Source organism: Albidovulum inexpectatum (assembly GCF_002927635.1).
Classification (GTDB): Bacteria; Pseudomonadota; Alphaproteobacteria; order Rhodobacterales; family Rhodobacteraceae; genus Albidovulum; species Albidovulum inexpectatum.
This window is the reverse complement of record NZ_PRDS01000004.1, coordinates 1-19,895: the sequence shown is the minus strand read 5'-3', so window position 1 is coordinate 19,895 and position 19,895 is coordinate 1. Positions and strand designations below refer to the sequence as shown.

The 19,895-nt window shown below is 67.6% G+C and carries 17 protein-coding genes; 6 read left to right on the top strand and 11 right to left on the bottom strand.

Annotated features, from left to right (window positions below):
- Position 1 precedes the first annotated feature (1 nt).
- The gene (locus tag LV82_RS07145) at positions 2 to 1,243 is read right to left on the bottom strand and encodes an oligosaccharide flippase family protein (protein WP_104070326.1); all 1,242 of its coding nucleotides are present in this window, start codon (positions 1,241 to 1,243) and stop codon (positions 2 to 4) included.
- A 204-nt stretch (positions 1,244 to 1,447) separates the two neighbouring features.
- On the opposite strand from LV82_RS07145, the gene LV82_RS07140 reads away from it, so the two are divergent.
- Positions 1,448 to 2,680 (top strand): polysaccharide biosynthesis/export family protein, encoded by a 1,233-nt coding sequence (locus tag LV82_RS07140; RefSeq protein ID WP_104070324.1) that lies wholly within the window; start codon positions 1,448 to 1,450, stop codon positions 2,678 to 2,680.
- Here LV82_RS07140 and LV82_RS07135 read toward each other — a convergent pair.
- The 4 genes from LV82_RS07135 to LV82_RS07120 all read right to left on the bottom strand — a co-directional run bounded on the left by LV82_RS07135 (position 2,652) and on the right by LV82_RS07120 (position 8,250).
- The gene (locus LV82_RS07135; protein ID WP_104070322.1) at positions 2,652 to 5,285 is read right to left on the bottom strand and encodes an ATP-binding protein; all 2,634 of its coding nucleotides are present in this window, start codon (positions 5,283 to 5,285) and stop codon (positions 2,652 to 2,654) included. The two genes, LV82_RS07140 and LV82_RS07135, sit on opposite strands and share 29 nt — an antisense overlap.
- Entirely contained in the window at positions 5,272 to 5,796 is a 525-nt protein-coding gene (locus tag LV82_RS07130) for a putative pterin-binding protein (RefSeq protein ID WP_104070320.1), read from the bottom strand. The genes LV82_RS07135 and LV82_RS07130 overlap by 14 nt, the downstream gene beginning before the upstream one ends.
- Before the next feature lie 126 nt (positions 5,797 to 5,922).
- Positions 5,923 to 6,816, bottom strand: a complete 894-nt coding sequence (locus LV82_RS07125) for a UTP--glucose-1-phosphate uridylyltransferase (protein ID WP_104070319.1) — start codon at positions 6,814 to 6,816, stop codon at positions 5,923 to 5,925.
- A gap of 30 nt (positions 6,817 to 6,846) precedes the next feature.
- Positions 6,847 to 8,250 (bottom strand): WecB/TagA/CpsF family glycosyltransferase, encoded by a 1,404-nt coding sequence (locus tag LV82_RS07120; protein WP_104070317.1) that lies wholly within the window; start codon positions 8,248 to 8,250, stop codon positions 6,847 to 6,849.
- 245 nt (positions 8,251 to 8,495) lie between these two features.
- On the opposite strand from LV82_RS07120, the gene LV82_RS07115 reads away from it, so the two are divergent.
- From LV82_RS07115 to LV82_RS07100, 4 genes are all read left to right on the top strand, one after another.
- Positions 8,496 to 9,110 carry a response regulator transcription factor gene (locus LV82_RS07115; RefSeq protein ID WP_104070315.1) on the top strand — a complete coding sequence of 205 codons (615 nt, stop codon included), beginning with the start codon at positions 8,496 to 8,498 and terminating at the stop codon, positions 9,108 to 9,110.
- A gap of 108 nt (positions 9,111 to 9,218) precedes the next feature.
- Positions 9,219 to 10,718, top strand: coding sequence for a GumC family protein (locus LV82_RS07110; protein WP_245873103.1), 1,500 nt, complete (start codon positions 9,219 to 9,221; stop codon positions 10,716 to 10,718).
- On the top strand, positions 10,715 to 12,052 hold the full coding sequence (locus LV82_RS07105; protein ID WP_245873102.1) for an O-antigen ligase domain-containing protein: 1,338 nt from the start codon (positions 10,715 to 10,717) through the stop codon (positions 12,050 to 12,052). The genes LV82_RS07110 and LV82_RS07105 overlap by 4 nt, the downstream gene beginning before the upstream one ends.
- A gap of 77 nt (positions 12,053 to 12,129) precedes the next feature.
- A complete protein-coding gene (locus tag LV82_RS07100) occupies positions 12,130 to 12,876 on the top strand; it encodes an MBL fold metallo-hydrolase (RefSeq protein WP_104070314.1) in 747 nt (248 codons plus the stop codon).
- A gap of 4 nt (positions 12,877 to 12,880) precedes the next feature.
- Here LV82_RS07100 and LV82_RS07095 read toward each other — a convergent pair whose 3' ends face one another.
- From LV82_RS07095 to LV82_RS07080, 4 genes are all read right to left on the bottom strand, one after another.
- Positions 12,881 to 14,017 carry an ABC transporter permease gene (locus LV82_RS07095; RefSeq protein ID WP_104070312.1) on the bottom strand — a complete coding sequence of 379 codons (1,137 nt, stop codon included), beginning with the start codon at positions 14,015 to 14,017 and terminating at the stop codon, positions 12,881 to 12,883.
- Positions 14,014 to 14,970, bottom strand: coding sequence for an ABC transporter ATP-binding protein (locus LV82_RS07090; RefSeq protein WP_104070310.1), 957 nt, complete (start codon positions 14,968 to 14,970; stop codon positions 14,014 to 14,016). Before LV82_RS07090 ends, LV82_RS07095 begins: the two co-directional genes overlap by 4 nt.
- Positions 14,967 to 15,920: an HlyD family secretion protein gene (locus LV82_RS07085; RefSeq protein ID WP_104070308.1), complete on the bottom strand. Its 954-nt coding sequence runs from the start codon at positions 15,918 to 15,920 to the stop codon at positions 14,967 to 14,969. Before LV82_RS07085 ends, LV82_RS07090 begins: the two co-directional genes overlap by 4 nt.
- A gap of 85 nt (positions 15,921 to 16,005) precedes the next feature.
- Positions 16,006 to 17,373 carry an MBL fold metallo-hydrolase gene (locus tag LV82_RS07080; RefSeq protein ID WP_104070307.1) on the bottom strand — a complete coding sequence of 456 codons (1,368 nt, stop codon included), beginning with the start codon at positions 17,371 to 17,373 and terminating at the stop codon, positions 16,006 to 16,008.
- Positions 17,374 to 17,526: 153 nt separating this feature from the next.
- Here LV82_RS07080 and LV82_RS07075 point away from each other — a divergent pair, with 153 nt between their 5' ends.
- Positions 17,527 to 18,849 carry a GH1 family beta-glucosidase gene (locus tag LV82_RS07075; RefSeq protein WP_104070782.1) on the top strand — a complete coding sequence of 441 codons (1,323 nt, stop codon included), beginning with the start codon at positions 17,527 to 17,529 and terminating at the stop codon, positions 18,847 to 18,849.
- A gap of 3 nt (positions 18,850 to 18,852) precedes the next feature.
- On the opposite strand, the gene LV82_RS07070 is transcribed toward LV82_RS07075, so the two are convergent.
- Entirely contained in the window at positions 18,853 to 18,999 is a 147-nt protein-coding gene (locus LV82_RS07070; RefSeq protein ID WP_281259916.1) for an LbetaH domain-containing protein, read from the bottom strand.
- 33 nt (positions 19,000 to 19,032) lie between these two features.
- A complete protein-coding gene (locus LV82_RS15210; protein ID WP_281259914.1) occupies positions 19,033 to 19,446 on the bottom strand; it encodes an LbetaH domain-containing protein in 414 nt (137 codons plus the stop codon).
- Positions 19,447 to 19,895: the final 449 nt, after the last annotated feature.

Below are 19,895 nucleotides of genomic sequence, written 5' to 3'. Positions count from 1 at the left end.
CTTACACCCTTGCGGTCAGTCGGGGGCCAAAGGCGTGGATCAGCGCGGGCACCGAGGCGGCGCACAGCACCGTCCAGGTGACGATCGTATAGCCCGTGGCAATCGCCAGCAGCCCGCGCGGCGCCAGAAGGACGGTGTTCAGGATCAGAAGCGCAGTCAGCGCCAGCGTGACCAGGAATTCCTTGTGCGGCTGGTCGGCGGCGCGCAGCCAGCCCGCTGCGGCAGTCCACAGCATGGCGGGGATGGCCGCAAGGCACAGGACGGACACGACCGGCGCGTGCTGGGCCCAGGCGTGCCCCAGAAGCATCGGCACATAGATGGGCGCGAGAAGCGATTGGGCAAGCACGATCGGCGTGACCAGCCCAAGGCTCATCAGGATGGATTGGCGCAGGGCCGTCGCGCGGTCATCGGCCCCGCACAGATGCGGGAACAGCACCGTGGCAAAGGCGGTCGAGAAGGAACTGGCGATCGACAGGCCCGCATTGAAGGCCATGAAATAGATGCCCAGCATCTGCGCCCCCAGAAGCGCGCCGACGACCAGCTTGTCGGCCTGCAGGCGCATGGCCTTGACCAGCTCGACCCCCAGCACGGCCCAGCCATAGCGCAGGAAGGGGCCGATCGGCGCGGGCGTCACCCCGGGTTCGGGCCGCCAGGGGGCCAGCCGGCGCATCAGCACCAGCCACAGCGGCGCGGTCAGAAGACGCGGCAGGATCAGCGCCAGCGCCGAGGGCCAGACCAGCGCGATCACCACGGCCAGGATGTTTGACAGCACGATCTGCGCCCCCGCGATGGCCGCGGTCTGGCGCAGCTTGCCCTGGCGCATCGCCAGTCCCGCCTGGATCAGCCCGCCGGGCATGAACAGGTATTCGCCCGCCAGCATCAGGATCAGCGCCGCGACCAGCGGGTCCGCGCCCGACAGCCAGACGCCAAGCGCCACCAGCGATTGCAGCACGAACAACCCCCCGCACCAGGCCCAGAAGATGCGATGCGCGGTCAGGCAGGTCGCGGCCAGCCGGTCGGCCGGGGCCAGGATGATGCGCTGGATGACGCCGTTTTCCGTCAGCGCCTTCAGGATGTCGGCCGCGGCCAGCGCGGTTGCGGCGATGCCGATCTGCACCGGGTCCAGCCGGTGGGCCACCGCCACGACGACGAACAGGCGCGACAGTTTCGCCGCGGCCTCGGACGCGCCATAGGCGACAAGATTGCGGGCAAGCGTGCCGATGCTGGAGACGTGCGGGGTCATGGCAGTCCATTCATTGCGTCGGGGTCACCATAGCGCCGCCGCGGGGGCCATTCATGCGCGCGGAAGGTGGGGCGCGCGTCGCATCGGGTTGGCCGCCTATCCGACCGGATAGGGCGACCGCGCCAAAGGGGCGTCACGCCGCTGTTGCCTTCGGGCGTGCTTGGCCCATACAACCATGGGGAAACATCGACGGCGGACGAATGGATGAGATCCTTGCGGCTCAATGACCTGGTATCGGGGCTTGCGATTCTGGCGGTTGCGGGCTGTGCGGGCACGGCGCCCCCGCGCAATGTCGAGCCGGTCTCGCGCGGGCTGGGCTATCAGGCGCAGTATCGCGACCTGCCGGCGCGTTCGCCCGATCCGCTGGTCCTGCGCGCGCGCGAGATGAACGCCGCGCGGTGCCGCCCGCCGCTGGGCGGCGCGGTGGCGGGCGATGCCATGGGCAAGGGCGCGGGGCTGGACATCGCCGCCCTGCGCGGCGAGAAGCTGAGCCGCAACGACCTCTTGGACGTGCGCATCGACGGGGACGAGACGCTGAGCGGGTCCTATGTCATCTCGCGCGACGGGATGCTGAAGCTGCCCTATCTGGACCCGATCCCGGCGCAGGGCCGCAGCACCGACGAGGTCGAGGCCGACATGACCCTCGCGCTGATCGCCAACGGATTCTACGACAGCCCGCCGCGGCTGTCGGTGCGGGTGCGGGACTGGGCCTCGGTCACGGTGGCGATCGACGGCGCGGTGTTCGAGCCGCGCGTCTCCGAGATCGGCGGCACGCCGGGCGACCGGATCGATACCGAGCGGCAACTGGCCATCGGTGCCTCGACCGAGGCGCGCAACCTGTCGGCGGCGATCCGCTCGGCCGGCGGGATCCGGCCGGATGCGGATCTTTCGGCGGTCGAGCTGCGGCGCGGCGGGCGGCTTTACCGGCTGGACCTGCGCGAGATGTTCCATGGCCGCGACCCGGACGCGGACGTGATGCTGCTGACCGGCGACGAGATTCGCGTGCCCAGCCGCGACTGCTTTCAGGACGACCTGATGCGGCCGGGCCCGATCAGCCCGCCGGGCGTCAGCCTGTACCTGTCGAACCTGACCCAGCCCGCGACGGGCAATGCGCCTTCGGCCATCGGGCGCGAGGTGCGCGAGGTGCCCTATGGCACGCGGATGATGCAGGCGGTGGTCGATGCCAACTGCGTGGGCGGGGCGCGGGCGACCTCGGCCAACCGCTCGGCGGTGCTGTTCACGCGCAATCCCGTGACCGGCGTGTCCGCCGTGATCGAACGCGATATCGAAAAGATGCTGCGCCGGGCCGAGCGCGACGACCACGACCCCTATCTGCTGCCCGGCGATGCGATCGCGTGCTACGATTCCTCGGTCACGAACCTGGCCGAGGTCGGCCGGGTCATGGGGATCATGGGCGCGGCGCTGCTGCTGGACTGAGCCAGGCGGCGCGGGCGGCGTCGACCAGCGGGGCCAGATCGGCGGGGCCGGCGCCCTGGGCTGCGCGCGTCTCGATGGCGACCAGGGCGTCGCGCAGCGCAAGATGGCCGAAGGCCGCGGCGCTGCCGGCGATCTTGTGACAGCGCGCGGCGATCTCGGCCACGTCCTGCGGCGAGGTGGCGAGCCAGTCGAACAGGGCGTCTGTTTCCTGCCGGAACCTGTCGCGCAGGCGGGCGATCACCGGGTCCGGGGGCTGGCCGGGCGCGTGGCCGTCATCGGTGCGATCCCTTGGGGCGCGATCCTTTGCGGCGGGACCCTCTGGGGCGGGATCGGCCGGGTCCTGTCGGGAAGGCGCGGTGTCATCGGCCGGCTGGTCGGCGGGCGCGTCGATCCGGGCCAGAAGGGCGCGCAGATCCTCGACCCGCATCGGCTTGCCCAGAAAGCCCGACATGCCGGCCTGCAGGATGCGGTCGCGCATCTGGGGCAGGACATTGGCCGACAGCGCCACGATCGGGCTGTTGCGCGACCTGCCTTCGCCCATGCGGATCCGGCGGCAGGCTTCCAGCCCGTCCATCACCGGCATCGAAATGTCCATCAGGATCAGGTCATAGCGGTGGTCATTGGCGGCGCTCACCCCTGCAAGACCATCGGGGGCGGTGGTCACGCGGTGGCCTTCGAGTTCGAGCATCTCGCGCGCCAGCTCGCGGTTGATCTCGTTGTCCTCGACCAGAAGCACGTCCAGCGGCCGCGACCGTCCGGCGCTGGCGCGGGCGGGGCGCGCGTCCTCGGACGGCTCTGCCGGGGCAAGCGGCAGGCGCACCCAGAACACGCTGCCCTGGCCGGGTTCGCTTTCCACGCCGTATTCGCCGCCCATCGCGGTGACCAGCCGGCGCACGATGCCAAGGCCCAGCCCCGTGCCGCCGGTCTGGCGCTGCAGGCTGGGTTCGACGGACTGGAAATCCTCGAAGATGCGGGCCTGCGCGGATTCGGGAATGCCGATGCCGGTGTCGATCACGCGAAACTCGATGCAGGTCTTGCCCGGCTGATCGCAGTCGGGCAGGGCCTCGAGCTCGATCGCGACGCGGCCGTTGCGGGTGAACTTGATCGCATTGCCCACGAGGTTCAGCAGGATCTGCTGCAGCCGGACGGCATCGGCCATCACCCAGTCCCGCGGTTCGCTTTCCCACGACCATTGCAGGCTGTTGCCGTTCCGGGCCGCGTGGCCCTCTTGCGCGTCCACGATGTCCTGCACCAGCCGGCCCAGATGGGTCGGACGCTCGGCCGCCTCGACGATGCCCGATTCAAAGCGCGCGATGTCCAGCACCGTGTTGACGTGGTGCATCAGCTGCTGGGCCGACAGGGCCATGTTGTTGACATAGCGCCGCTGGCGGTCGGTCAGCGCGGTTTCCTGCAACAGCGACAGGCTGCCGATCACGCCGTTCAGGGGGGTGCGGATCTCGTGCGTCATCATGGCCAGGAATTCGGCCTTGGCCTTTTCGCCGGCAAGCGCGCGGTCGCGGGCCTCGACCAGCTCCCGTTCGGCGGCCAGCCGCGCGGTGATGTCGCGCAGAAAGCCGATGACGATGCGGTTGTCCTCGGGGCCCGCGCTTTCCAGCGCCATCTCGACCGGGAAGGTTTCGCCATTGGCGCGCATCGCCGTCATCTGTACCCGCCCCGCGCCGATCACGCGGGTTTCGCCGCTTTCGTTCATGCGGCGCAGGCCGTCCTCATGCGCCTGGCGCTGGTCGGGGGGCACAATCAGGTCGCCCAGTTTGCGCCCCTCGATATCGATGAAGCGATAGCCGAAGATCCGTTCGGCCGCCGGGTTGAACTCGAGCACGCGGCCGTGGCGGTCGGTCACGATCACCGCGTCCAGCGATGTCTGGACCACCGTGTTCAGCCGCAGCCAGGCCTGTTCCAGCGCCTGCGCGCTGTTTTGCGCGGCGCGGCCCAGGCGGAAGGAATGCAGCGCCATCAGACCCAGCGCGCCGATCATCGCGGCGGTGGCCAGCGCCAGCCGTTGCAGCGTGACCGCGATCCCATTTCGGCGCAGGTCGGACTGGGCGGCAAAGTGGAACAGGCCGGCATTGGACAGCTGCCGCACGACGGGGGCGATCTTTTCGCTGGCCTCTTCGAGCTGTTGCAGCCGCGCGATCGGCGCGCTGTCGATCGCGTCGATCACCGGGACGGCCTGGTCCAGGAAATCCTGGATCTGGCGCAGCGGGGCCATGAAATCGGGGATTTCGCGCAGATCGGCATATAACGCGCCGTGGGCCAGCGTGTTGATGCGGCTGTAGAAGACGTCGAATTTCGTCACCACCGGGCTGCGGTCGTCACCGGGGGCGACCAGCGCGTGGTCCAGCGCCTTTTCGAAATAGAGAAACTCGACCTCGGCCTGGGACAGGGTCCATTGCACGTTGTCGGAGCTGGCCTGGCGCAGCAGGTTCAGATCGCGCATCACCGCCTGGCCCAGCGTGACGATCGACAGAAGGCAGATCAGCGTGACCAGCCCCAGAAGGGCATAGCCCCGGCGCGGGCCGGGGCGAAGGCGGCGCACGAGGCGCCGCAGGGCATGTGCCCGTTCTGGCGTGTCAGTCGGTGACATCGATGCGGTTCAGTTGCCAGATGCTGCGCGAATATATCACCTCGGTCCGATAGCGCGAGTCTGAGTCATAGGGATAGACGATCCACAGCGGCCCCTTGTCGCGGACCGACATCGGCGCGCCGTTGCGTTCATAGGCCAGGATCGGGCCGCCTTCGGCCGCGTCCGAGGCGGGAATGTCCACGGCATAGTCGTTGATCGCGACCGCGCGCAGGGTCGTTCCCGTCGCGCCGACATGATCCAGCAGCGCCTGCAGCGGCACGCCGGTGAATTCCTGTTCGCCCTCGGTCCAGATGGTGGTCGTGCGGATGGTTTCGGCGGGCAGGGCGCGCAGCATGTCCAGATCGAATTCGGCCGCGCCTTCGGCATTCGTTTCGGCGATCTGGCCGGTGATGGTCAGGATGACCGGGCCTTGCGGGCGCGGCAGATCCGCCAGCGCGGGCTGGGCGAAAAGAAGGGCAAGTGCGCCGATCAGCGCGGCGCGCAGGTGATGGGCAATGCGGGGCAGGGTCATGGTCGTCCTCGGGGATGGCATGTTTCGGTTACGAATTGATTAAACTTCTAGCGGTCTGGCCCGAGGCGGTCATCCGGGCATCGGGATGGGCGCCTATCCGTTCGGGTAGGCGCCCCCGTTCACGGATCAGGCCGCGAAGCGGTCGTTGCCCGCCAGACGGTCGATGCGCGCGCGCAGGCCCGCGGCCAGCTCGGGCCGGTCCAGCGCAAAGGCCAATGTCGCCTCGACAAAGCCCTGGATCGAGCCGCAGTCGAAACGTTCGCCATCGAAGGCATAGCCCGTGACGCCGACGGTTTCGACATCGGCATTGATCGCGTCGGTCAGCTGGATCTCGCCGCCCGCGCCGGGGCCCTGGCGTTCCAGCCGGTCGAAGATGTCGGGCATCAGGATATAGCGGCCGATCACCGCCTGGGTCGAGGGCGCGCATTCGGGGCGGGGCTTTTCCACCAGCCCGCGGGCGCGCAACAGCCGGCCCCGCGCGGCGTCTTCGTCGCAATCCAGAATGCCATAGGCCGAGACCTGCGCGCGCGGCACCTGCATCGTGGCGACCATGTGGCCGCCGGTGCGGGCATGGGCCTGCACCATCTGGGCCAGCGCGGCTTTGGGCGCGCGGATCACGTCATCGGGCAGGAGCACGGCAAAGGGTTCGTCCCCAACAAGCCGGCGGGCAAGGCTGACGGCATGGCCCAGGCCGCGCGGCATGTCCTGGCGGATGATCGTCAGCGCGGCTTCGGGCATCCGCGTCGGGGCGAGGCGTTCGATGAGATCGGTCTTGCCCTTGTCGGCCAGTTGCCGCTCGAGCGCGGCATGGGCGCAAAAGTAATCCTCGAGCGCGGTCTTGCCGGGGGCCGAGACAAAGATGAATTCCTCGATCCCGGCGGCGCGGGCTTCGTCCACCGCGTACTGGATAAGCGGGCGGTCGACCAGAGGCAGCAGCTCCTTGGGCACCGACTTGGTGGCGGGCAGAAAGCGGGTGCCAAGCCCCGCGACGGGAAAGACGGCCTTGCGGATATGCGTCATAGGAAAATCTCCTGTATGGATGGCCGGAGGTCAGTAGGCACCGTGCCCCGTGAGCACGACGCGGAAGGTCATTGCGATCAGAAGCAGGTCGAGCAGGGTCGAGCGCGAATTGGCATAGGCCACGTCCATGTCGATCATCTTGTCAAAGCCGATATCGGCGCGGCCCGAGACCTGCCACAGCCCGGTCAGGCCCGGACGGACGCTGAGCCGCTCCAGGGCCCGGGCGGGATAGGCCGCGACTTCCTCGGGCAGGGCGGGGCGCGGCCCGACCATCGACATATGGCCCAGCAGGACGTTGATGAGTTGCGGCAGCTCGTCCAGCGAGGTGCGGCGCAGGATACGGCCGACGCGGGTCACGCGCGGATCGTTGCGCGCCTTGAAACACACGCCCTCGCGGTCCGAATTGTCCAGCAGCTGGGCCCGGCGCGCCTCGGCATCGACATGCATCGAGCGAAACTTGTACATGCGGAAGGCGCAGCCGTTCTTGCCCACCCGACGCTGGGTGAAGAAGACCGGGCCGGGGCTGTCCAGCCGGATCGCCAGTGCAATCAGCGCAAACAGAGGTGACAGCGCCATCAGCCCGGCGCCTGCAAGCGCAATGTCGAGCGTGCGCTTGACAAGATCGGTCACGCGCGACCGTGGCACAAGCTGGCCGATGGCGCGGGCCATGAAGGTGAAATTGCCGATCAGGTAGCGGCCAGCCATGCGGCGCGGCTCGACCGCGAGGCGCCAGGCCCATTCCATGCGCGCCTTGCGCACGATTGCGGGCGCGCGGCGAACGTTGCCGGCCAGGAAATCGAACAACGCGCCGACGCCAAGGTTCAGCCGCGTATTCAGGCGTTCCGCATTGCGGTCGATCCACAATTCCTGCTGTGGCACGCCCATGGCCACCAGCAGGATGTCCGCGCCAGAGGCATTGATCCGGGCAATGGCGGCCTCTTCGTCCTGTGCGTCGTCATAGCCGTCCATCGTGCCCAGGACGCGCAGGCCGGGTATGTCGCGGATCAGGCGGTCGGCGGCGCGTTCGGCCGTGCCGGGGCGCGCGCCAAACAGAAAGACCGATAGCCCCCGCCGGGCGGCTTCGCGCAGAAGGGCGGGGATGAAGTCGGTGCCGTTGAGATTGGCGGTCAGGCGATTGCCGCGCAGGCGGGCGGCAAGTTCGATCCCGATACCGTCGGGCAGGATGTGGTCGGCTCGGCGCAGCGCGCTGGCGTAAAGCGGGTCGCGCGCGGCGACATTGGCGCAATGGGCGTTCAGGAAGAAGACCCGTTTGCAGGGCCGCTGCAGCAGCGCATCGACGGCCTGATCGACGGTCGCATCGGCGACGGCATGGGTCAGCACCTGGACCGTGGGCAGCGTGCCGGCGACCTCGCGCGGGAGGTCCGAGGGAACCGGGATGGCCCGGGCGGTGTCGAGACGGGGATTGTGGAACATCGGTTTGCGCCTTGCATCGTGTTGCGTTCGTCGTTGTCCCGAAGATGCGGGGCGCTTGTCCTTTGCGGCAATCGAGCGGGCGGACAGGTCAAGGCGCAGAAGATCAGGCACCCTGAACGATCCGGTGGGGGGCCTCTCTGGCCGGGTCGGGCACCTATCCGTTCGGATGGGACGAGGCCCGAATCTCCTTGCGATTTCGTGCGTGGAGGGAAATATTCGTCATGCGGGAAAATTGAGGGACAGACGTGAGAATCCTGATTGCCGACGATCACGACCTGCTGCGCGACATGTTGGTGGCCTATCTGGGGGCCGAGGGGGGGATCGAGACCGAGACCGCGCCGGATTTCCGCGCGGCCTGCGAGGCGATCGTGGCGCGCGGGCCCTTTGATCTGGTGCTGCTGGACTACAAGATGCCGGGGATGCAGGGGCTGAACAGCCTGCGCGAGGCAATGGAGCTGGCGGGCGGCCAGCGCGTGGCGATCATCTCGGGCGAGGCCAGCCGGGAGTTCGCCGAAAGGGTGCTGGAGGCCGGCGCGGCCGGGTTCGTGCCCAAGACCCTGCCGGCGAAGTCGCTGGTCAACGCGATCAAGTTCATGGCGATGGGCGAGCAATACGCCCCCATCTCGTTCATGACCGCGCAGGAGGACGCCGCGACGAACCCGCTGGCCGAAAGGCTGACCCGGCGCGAGCTGCAGGTGCTGAAGGGCCTGACCGAGGGCAAGTCCAACAAGGAAATCGCGCGCGATCTGGACCTGACCGAACCCACGGTCAAGCTGCACATGAAGACCCTGTATCGCAAGCTGGACGTCTCGAACCGCACGCAGGCGGCCATCGTGGCGCGGGACGCAGGATTGTTCTGAACCCTATCCGGGCGGATAAGGACCCATCCATCCGTCATCCGGAATCATCCGGGCTCGTGCAGGCAAAAGCGCATGGATGGCGCTAGAACACGGCCAAAGGAGATGCCGATGTTCTTGCGAGATGTGCTGCGCGCGCCCGATGGTGACGACCCGGAACTGCCATTTGAACCCGTCTTGACTCCGCGCCGGCGCGGGCTTCTCTGGCGCATGCCGCTGCGGCATCTGTCCCTGCGGCGCGTGCTGATGGGCGGGCGGCTGGGCGATGGCGGGCGGCTGCCGCGCTATGCGGCGGTGTTCCTGCTGGGCGTGGCGGCGATCTGGGTGCCGATCTTGACCTATCTGAAGACCGCGCCGGTGCGCTATACGTCCTCGATGTCGCTGATCCTGCCCGGATCGGGCGTGTCGGCCTCGGTCAACCTGGACGATATCGGGCAGGCCACGTCCTATTCGAACTCGGCCTTTGCCAGCAACGCGGTCAGCCCGACCGAAACCTACAAGCGGCTGATTTCGGCCAATCGGATATTGGCAGCTGCCGCGGCCAGCCTGGGGATCGACACGCGCGATCTGGGCGCGCCGCGCATCACGCTGGTCGATCAGACCGGGCTCATCCACGTCCAGATGACCGGCGAAACGCCCGAGGACGCGCAGGCGCGGCTGAACGCCGTGATGCAGGCCTTCTATGCCGAGCTTGACCGGCTGCGCGCGGACGAGACGCAATCCCGCGCCTCTGGCGGCGATGGGGCGATCGAGGAATATCGCGCATCCGTCCAGCGCACGCGCGCGGCGATCACCGAGTTGCAGAAAAGGACGGGGCTGTTGTCGATCGATCAATATGACGCAATGGTGGCCGAGAATGACCGCCTGCGCGCCGAGGTGGAAGGATTGCGCGCAAGCCTTGAGCAGCAAGAAGAGATCGTGCAGAGCCTGTCGGACCGGCTGGGCCTGACCGCCGATCAGGCGGCGGCGGCGCTGAAGCTGTTTGCCGATGCGGAATATCTGGCCATCGTGCGTCAGATGTCGGACAGCGCGGCGACGCTGGCGCAGCTGGATGCGCGGCATGGACCGAACCATCCACAGGTCGAACGGGCGCGCGCGGCCTATTACAACGAGCGCACCAAGGCGCTGACGCGGGCCGTGTTTCTGACCGGGCTGCCGGAAATGATTCTGGGCCGCATCGACCTGGCGCCGGACGGTGCGCGCGCCGAGCTGCTGGCCGAGCTTGTGCGCCATGAATCCTTGCGCGCGGGGCTGCAGGCCCAGTGGCAGGAACAATCCGCGCGGTTGGAGCGCGAGACGGCCCGGCTGCGCGAGCTGGCGCCCCTGGCCGCGAAGTTGCAGGACCTGCAACGCGACTTTGCCGTGGCCGAAGCGGTCTTTGCCTCGGCCATCGCGCGCAGCCAGTCAACCAAGTCCGATCCCTATGGCTCGTATCCGCTTGTGCAGGTGCTGGAAGATCCAAGCCTGCCCGATGAGCCGTCTTCGCCCCGTCCGAAGCTGGCTGTCGCAGCGGGTATTGCCGCGACTGTCCTGATGCTGATCGGGCTGGTCCTGGGCTGGATCCGCGGCCCGCTGATCGGGTGGCTTCTGGCCAAGGGTCGCGCGGCATGAGCAAGGGGCCAGATGTCACCCCGGCCAATCCGGCCGAATGGATGGTCTGGAAGGCGCTTGTGTTGACCTGGCCCTTCTATGCAATCGGCGCGCTTTACGTCGTGGGGCCGGTCCTGGCCTGGCTGCTGGCCTTCCTGGCGGGGCTGTCGCTGTATCTGGGCCCCGCGATTCGCCCCGACCTGCGCGCGACGGGCCCGGTGCCGCCCATCGTCTGGGCCTGGGGTCTGGGCATGCTGACGATGCTGGTTGCGCTTTGGGTCGGGCATCTGGACTGGGGCCTGGGCACCAAGCAGACGATCAAGAGCTCGATCGGCTGGGCCAAGGGTTGGGCACTTCTGGCGCTGTTCATTCTGGCCGGTTCGGTCCTGCCGATCCGGCGAGAGATCCTGATCCGCGCGCAATGCGTGGTGGGGGCCTGGACGCTGGCGGTGGCGCCCGTGCTGCTGGCCGCGCCCTATCTGGGCCTGCCCGAGCGGGTCTTTACTTCGCCCCTGAAGGCGATCGGCGGGCCGGGGCCGGAATATTTCACGGTCTTCCTGTTCACCTATGACCCGTCGAACTGGACGCCGCGCTGGCAGTTCTATGCGCCGTGGTCGCCCTTTGCCGCGTTGCTGGGCGTGATCATGGTCGTCTTCGCGCTGGAGGAGAAGTCGCCCCGCTGGAAGGCGCTGGGGATCGCGGGGGGCGTGCTGATGATCCTGGCCTCGAAGTCGCGCATGGGGCTGGTGGGGCTGGTGGCCTGCACGCTGGGGCCGCGGATGATGCCGCTGGTCCTGCGCGGATGGGCCTGGCAGGTGTTGGCGGGGCTTGCAGCCTCGGTGGCGGTGATCGGCGGCTGGCTGATTCAGACGGTCGAGACCGCCAGGCACGCGTTTCTCAGCGCGCGGGCCGATTCCTCGCGCGTGCGGGCGACGCTGCAGCGCATCGCCTGGGAACGCTGGCAGAACGAGGCCGTGTGGTTCGGCCACGGCACGGTGCAGCCCGGTCCGCACCTGGTGGAATACATGCCGATCGGCAGCCATCACACCTGGTATGGGCTGTTGTTCGTCAAGGGACTGGTGGGGTTCCTTGCGCTTCTGGTGCCGCTGGTCTGGCAGGTGCTGGTGACGATGGCCGATGCCGCGCGCGGCCCGCGCGGGGTCCTGCCCATGGGCGTGGTGATGACCATCGTGCTGCTGTCCTTTGGCGAGAACCTGGAGATCGAGGCCTACATGGTCTGGCCCGGCCTTGTGATCCTGGGGATCCATGCGCGCGAGATGGCCAATGACCGGATGGCAGACGGGACGACCGACGGGGCGCCAGACGGGACGGCCGACGGGGCGGTTGCCGCCTGACCGATGCCGGGACACGCGCCGATTGCGGCGCGCGTCAAAGGTGCTAGGGTCCTGTGCGACCAGGATGGAGGGTTGCGATGCGTCTGACCTTGCTGGGCACCGGGGGTGTGTGGGCCGCGCCCGTCCATGGCTGTGCATGTGTCGCCTGCGCGGCGGCGCGGCGTGATCCTTCGCGGGCGCGGGCGCCGACTTCGGCGCTGCTGGAGGCGGGCGGGCGGCGCTATCTGATCGATGCGGGACGCTGCGATCTGAACGACCGCTTTCCACCCGGCACGCTGGATGGCGTCCTGCTGACCCATTTCCATGCCGATCACGCGATGGGGTTGGCGCTGATGCGCTGGAGCATGGCCGAGCCGCTGCCGGTCTGGTGTCCGGACGATCCGGCGGGGTTCGACGATCTGACCAGAAGCCCCGGGCGGCTGCGGTTCCACCATGTCGTGCCGGGTCAGGAACTGGATCTGGGCCCGATCCGCGTGACCGCCGTCGCGCTGAGCCATACGCGCCCCACGCTGGGCTGGGTGATCGAATGCGACGGCCGCCGCCTGGCATGGCTGAGCGATACGCGCGGACTGGAGCCTGCCACGATCGCGGCGCTGCGCGCGGCCCGGCCCGGGCTGGTGCTGCTGGACTGCGCCTATCCCGCGGGCAGCCCGGAGCCGCGCAACCACAACGACCTGACCGAGGCCGAGGCGATCCTGAACGAACTGGATGCACCCGCCACGCGGCTGATCCACGTGAACCACGAACTGGATGCCGCGCTGATGACCGGGGCGCAGCAGACCCGCCACGCCCTGGCCCGCGACGGCGAGGTGATCGCGGTGTGAGGTGTCAATCCAGCGTCCGCCTGAACCGGACAAGCGCGATGGCCGCATAGACGACCGTAAAGCCGATCAACGCGGCCAGGGGGACCGCAACGTTCGCCAGATCGGCGCCTTTCAGCATGACCGCGCGGACCACGCGCAGGAAATGGGTCAGGGGAAAGATCTCTCCCAGTGCCTGGGCCCAGCCGGGCATGCCGCGAAACGGGAACATGAAACCCGAAAGCAGCAGGGACGGCAGGAAAAAGAAGAATGTCAGCTGCATCGCCTGCATCTGGGTGCGGGCGAAGGTCGAAATCGTGTAACCGAGCAGCACCAGCGCCATCACGAAGATCAGCACGCTGACCAGAAGCAAGTCCAGGGCGCCCACGAAAGGCACGTTGAACAGGATCCTTGCGGCAAGCAGGACCACCGCGATCTGAACTGCGCCAACGCCGAAGAATGGCAGGATCTTTCCCAACATGATTTCAAGCGGCGTGGCGGGCATGGCCAGAAGGTTCTCCATCGTGCCGCGCTCGATCTCGCGCGTCAGAGCCATCGAGGTCATCATCACCATCGTCATCTGCAGGATGACGCCCAGAAGACCGGGCACGATATTGTACTGGGTGATGCCCTCGGGGTTGTAGCGACGGTGCACGATGACCTGAAGCTGGCCGCGGGCGGCTTCGGCGGCCTGGGCCTCGGCCCGCCGTTCGTGAAGCAATGCCTGTGCTGCCACCGTCCCCAGCGTCGAGATGGCGCCCGACGCCACCGAGGGATCGGTTGCATCAGCCTCGATCAGAATGCGGGGTTCGTCGCCCCGCTCGACGCGCCGCGCAAAGTCCGAGGGGATCGTGACAACAAAGGCCACCTTGCCCTGTTCCATCAGGGCCTCGGCCCGGGCGGCGGTCACGTTCGGATAATCGAAGCGGTAATACCCGGTGAGCTCGAGTGCGGTCACGATGGCGCGGGTATGGCTGTCATGGGTGGGGGCCACCAGCGCGGCGGGCAGGTGTTTCGGGTCGTTGTTTATGGCAAAGCCGAACAGCACCAGTTGCATCAGCGGCACGCCCAGCATCATCGCAAAGGTGATCCGATCGCGCCGCATCTGGATCAGCTCCTTGCGCAACATGGCCAGCAGGCGCCGCAGGGAAAAATCCGGCCTCATGCGGGCTCTCCGTTCCGGTCCGGGGCGCCGCGGCCAATGAAATGGATGAAGGCATCCTCGAGCCGGGTGACCGAGGGTTCGGCCTGAGCATCCGTATCCCGCGCGATCTGCCTCACGACCCTGGCCAGAGCAGGACCGTCCCGGCCCACGACATGCAGTTCCGCGCCGAAGGGTGCGACCTGGTCCACATGCGGGGCGGCGCGCAGCAGCCGTTCGGCCTCATCCATGCGTCCGCCGCGCAGCACCCAGGTGACCAGGCCCGACCGCGCGATGACCTCGTCCACCGTGCCGGTGACGATCAGCCGGCCCTGCGAGACATAGTTGATCTGGTGGCAGCGTTCGGCTTCGTCCATGTAATGGGTCGAGACGAGGACCGTTATCCCCGCCAGAGACAGAGCGTGCAGTTCCTGCCAGAATTCGCGGCGCGCCTTGGGGTCCACGCCGGCGGTCGGTTCGTCGAGCACCAGAAGGCGTGGCTGGTGCATCACGCATGCGGCCAGGGCAAGGCGCTGTTTCCATCCGCCCGAAAGCGTTCCCGCCAGCTGATTGCGCCGCGAGGTGAGGCCCAGATCCGCTAGGGTGCGGCGGACATGTTCGCGCGCCGGATGCAATCGGTAAAGACCAGCGACGAATTCGAGATTCTCCTCGATCGTCAGTTCCTCGTAGAGCGAAAAGCTCTGCGTCATGTAGCCGATCTCTTGACGGATGCGAATTGTGTCGCGCAACAGGTCCATGCCAAGCACGCGGCCTTCGCCGGCATCGGGGGTCAGAAGCCCGCACAAGACGCGCATCGTCGTGGTCTTGCCCGATCCGTTCGGCCCCAGGAAGGCGACGATCTGACCCTGTTCGACCCGCAACGAGACGCCGTCGACCGCGACGCGATCGCCGAAACGCTTGACGATGCCGTGGACGTCGATGGCGAGTTCGCGCGCCGGCGTGGATGCGACCTTCATTCGTCCCCCGCCAGCGCGACATCGACGATCTGTCCGGGTTTCATCCAGGGCTCCGGGCGGTCCGGCCGGGCTTCGACCAGCCAGACAAGCTTTTGCCGGTTTTCCAGCGAATAGATCACGGGCGGCGTGAATTCGGGTTCGTCCGACACATAGGTCACGGTTGCGTGGCTGCCGGGGGGGCAGCCGTCGCAATTGACCACAAGCCGGACGCCCGGCGCGATCCGCGCCAGATCGGGTTCGGAAACATACAGCCGCAAGAGCGCGCCGCCATCGGGCAGGATCGAAAGGATCGGCGCCTGGGGCCCGGCGATTTCCCCGGCGCGGCGCAGGATCTCGTCCACGCGACCTGGTGCCGGAGCGGTCAGGGTGCGCTGGTCCAGCTGCCATGCGGCGGCGTCGCGGCGGGCACGGGCCTGTGCGACTGCGGCCTCGGCCGCGGCGATTTCATGTGCACGGGCGGGCAGGCGCGCGACGGCGAGATTGGCCTCGACCTCGGCCACGCGGGCGCGTGCGACCGCGGCGCGGGTTTCGGCATCGTCCAGCTGGCTTTGTGCAGCCGCGCCACGCTGAAACAGTTCGCGCAGGCGGATGGCCGCACGCTCGGCCTCGGCCGCCTGCGCGCGCGCCGAGGCCAGCTCTGCCTCGACGACACGGATTTCCTCGGGGCGGCGGCCCGCGCGCAGGTCCGCCAGCCGGCTTTCGGCCTGGGCCAATGCGGAATTGGCCTCGGCCAGGGCGATCTGGGCGTCACGCCGTTCCATTCGCGCCAGCACATCGCCAGTCGAGACCGTGTCGCCGCGTTCGACCTCGAGCACGTCGATCTGTGCCGTGGCAACCGGGGCGATGAGCAGGAATTCACCCTCGACATAGCCGGTGGCGATGGGGCCCGGCGGAGCGCAGGCCGACAGAAGCTGCGACACGATGGGGATTGCGCAGATCAGCCCTGCCATGCGGTATTCCCTGCTGTTGTCCGGTTGGATGGTCGTGGGCACAGTCTATACAAGACCGGTGGATGTCGAAGCCGCAAAATGCCCCCTACAGCTCGAAGGATTGGTGCATCATCGGCAGCTCGACCCGGCCGGTCAGGTCCTTGGCCAGTCTTTCGCGTTCGGGCTGTTCGCCGTGGACCAGGAAGGTCACGTCGGGCTTGCCCGTCCGCCTGTGCCAGTCGATCAGGTCGCTGCGCCCGGCATGGGCGGAAAATCCGTTGATCGTGTGGATGCGCGCGCGCACCGGGATGTCGTCGCCCATCAGCCGGACCGAGCGCGCGCCGTCGATGATGATCCGCGCCAGCGTGCCTTCGGCGGCAAAGCCCACGAAGATCACGCTGCAGGCGCTGCAGCCCAGATTGTGCCGCAGGTGGTGGCGCACCCGCCCGCCCGTGGCCATGCCCGAACCGGCCATGATCACCGCGCCCGACCGGATGCGGTTCAGCGCCATCGATTCGGCCGAATCGCGGGTGAAGTGCAGCTCGGGCAGGTCGAACGGGTCCTTGCCCGCGCGCAGGCGGGTGGCGAACTCGGGCCGCATCGCGTCGGCGTGTTTGCGGTAGATCCGCGTGGCCGATATCGCCATCGGGGAATCCAGAAAGACCGGCATCGACCGGCGGATGCGGCCCGACATCATGCCTTCGCGCAGGAAGAACAGAAGCTCTTGCGCGCGTTCCAGCGCGAAGGTCGGGATGATGACATTGCCGCCGCGGTCGTCGGTATCGCGGATCGCGTCCAGGAATTCCTGGACCGAGCCGTCCAGCGCGCGATGGTCGCGGTCGCCATAGGTGGATTCCATCACCACGATATCGGCGCCCGATGGCGGCGCGGGCGGGTTCAGGAGCGGACGTTCGCGCGGGCCGATATCGCCCGAGAACAGGACCCGGCGCGTCTGGCCGGATTCGGCGATCTCCAGCAGGACGCTGGCCGAGCCCAGGATATGCCCGGCCTCGAAGAAGGTGGCGGTGATGCCGCGGCCGATCTGGATCGGCTGGCCAAGTCGGGCCGTGCGGCCGAAATGGTCGAAGCTTTCCACCACGTCCAGCGTGTCGAACAGCGGCGGCTGCTTCTCGCCATGGCGCTGGCGGCGGCGGGCCTCTTCCTCGTTCAGGTTGGCCGCGTCCAGAAGCACCAGCCGGGCAAGGTCGCGGGTGGGCGCGGTGCTGATGATCTCTCCGTCAAAGCCGCGCCGGTGCAGCAGGGGGATGCGGCCGCAATGGTCCAGATGCGCGTGGGTCAGCAGAAGGACATCGACCGCGCCGGGTGAAAAGCCGAAATCGTCGGCATTGTCGATATCCATGTCATGGGCGCCCTGGAACATGCCGCAATCGATCAGGATCGTCTGGCCGTTCGCGCGCAGAAGGTGGCAAGAGCCTGTGACACCCCCGGCCGCGCCGTGAAAGGAAATCTGCATTGCGCCCCCCTTGGCCGGACCCCGTGCCCGATGCCCTGCCGGGTCAGGATAGCGGGCCGGGGCCGCGCAAGGAAGGGCACAGCCATTGGACAGGGCCCGGCCAGTGGCGCTAGAAGCAGGCGCGGAGCCCCTTGCAGAGGATTCGCCATGAGCCTGACCCTGACGCGCCGCGACTTTCCCGCCGGCTTCCTCTTTGGTGCCGCCACGGCGGCCTATCAGATCGAGGGATCGCGCTTTGGCGGCTGTGGACCCTCGCATTGGGACAGCTTTGCCGCAACGCCCGGCAATGTTCTGAACGGCGATGACGGATCGGTCGCCTGCGACCATTACCATCGGTATGAGGGCGATCTGGACCTGGTGCGGGATGCGGGCTTTGACGCCTATCGGTTCTCGACCTCCTGGGCGCGGGTCATGCCGGACGGGCGCGCCGTGAATCCCGAGGGGCTGGATTTCTATGACCGGCTGGTCGATGCGATGCTGGCGCGCGGGCTGAAGCCGTATCTGACGCTGTATCACTGGGACCTGCCGTCCGCGCTGGCCGATCAGGGCGGCTGGGCCAATCGCGACACGGCCGCGCGTTTCGCCGAGTTCGCCGGAATCGTGATGGGTCGGATCGGCGACCGCGTGGCGGCGACGGCCACGATCAACGAGCCCTGGTGCGTGGCCTGGCTGAGCCACTTCCTGGGCCATCACGCGCCGGGCCTGCGCGACATCCGCGCCGCGGCGCGGGCGATGCATCATGTCCTGCTGGCGCATGGGCTGGGGGTCGAGGCGATGCGCGCGGCCGGGCATGGCAATCTGGGCATCGTCCTGAACCTGACCCGGATGCAGCCGGCCAGCGACGATCCCGCCGACATTGCCGCCGCGCGGACCGAGGACGGGATCGCCAATCGCTGGTTCCTGGACGCCGTGTTCGGGGGGGGCTATCCGCAGGACATCCTGCAGGCGCTGGAGCCGCATATGCCGCGCGGATTCGCGCAGGACATGGGCCTGATCTCGGCGCCGCTCGACTGGCTGGGGATCAACTATTACACGCGCAACGTGATCGCGGCCGACCCGGAGGCCCTGTGGCCGGCCACCCGCGCGGTCGAGGGGCCGCTGCCCAAGACGCAGATGGGCTGGGAGATCCATCCCGAGGGCCTGAGCGATCTGCTGATCCGCGTTGCGCGCGATCATGCGGGGGATCTGCCGCTGGTCGTGACGGAAAACGGCATGGCCTGGGATGACCGCGTGGTGGATGGCGCGGTCAACGACGCGCAGCGTGTGGCCTATATCGACCGCCACCTGGCCGCCGCGCGCGATGCGATCGCGGCGGGGGTCAATCTGCGTGGCTTCTTTTACTGGTCGCTGTTGGACAATTTCGAATGGGCCTTTGGCTATGAGCGCCGCTTTGGCCTGGTCCATGTGGACTATGCCACCCAGAGGCGGACGCCAAAGGCTTCGTGGCACGCGCTGGCCGCGATGTTGAAGGAATAGCGGTCAGGGGTCGGAGCCGGGCCGCGGGGGCCGGCGGGTGCCGATGACCCGTGCGGGGACGCCGCCCGCGATCGCCATCGGCGGGACATCGCGCGTCACGACTGCGCCGGCGGCGATGACCGCGCCGCGGCCGATCGTGACACCGCGCAGGATGATCGCGCCGATACCGATCCAGACGTCGTCTTAGATCGTCACGGGCGAGGTGACGATTCCCTGCCTGTTCATCGGAATGTCGAGCCGTTCGGTCGCGTGGTCGCTGTCCCGGATGCTGACGGCCTGCGCGATCATCACGTCGTTCCCGATCGTGATTCGGTGATTGCATCCGAGTCCACAGCAGTCGCCCACGAACGATCTTTCGCCCAGATGCAGGGTGCCGCAGCTCTGGATGATCGTGCCAAGTCCGATGCTGTTGTGGCCCGCAGCGACGATGGTCAGCGATTCGCCGCGGGCGCCTTCGGGCCTGATCTGCCGGATCACCACGCGGGGATGCAGGTAAAGAGGCCCGGTTGCACTTATATATGAACGGTAGCGCAGGCGCAGGACGCGGCTGACAAGGCCGCGCCACCATCGTTCCAGCCTGGCAGTCGGGACTTCCATGGGCCTTGCGGTGCTTGCGAGTCGGGGAATCGTGCCACATTGACCGTATGCCGCAAGCCGCAATCGGTGCCCCCACCTTTGTTTTTCGTGGATTCTTGTGGGTTCGTGGTGGTTATCCACAGGAAGTTGTGTGTTGGGTGTCATTTTTTCTTCATTTTGGGGTTGCGGAGTTTTTTTTGAGGGACTAGATAGCGGCTCACCGGACGGCGCGGGGCGTTGTTCTGGTGGTCCTGGGGGTCTGGCGATGGATTGCTGGTTCTTCGGGGTTTGATCGGAGGCATGATGGGCGGTTGCGCTGATAGGGTTTTGGCGCTTCCGGCTGGTTTTGTCTCTGCTGCTCTTTGACATTGCTGGAATACTGAAGAGATATGAGGGCGGTTTGGTCCGGATCGATGGATCGATCGCTGCATATCGGCTCACTAGGGGTTTCGGCCCCGATGATGTGAGTG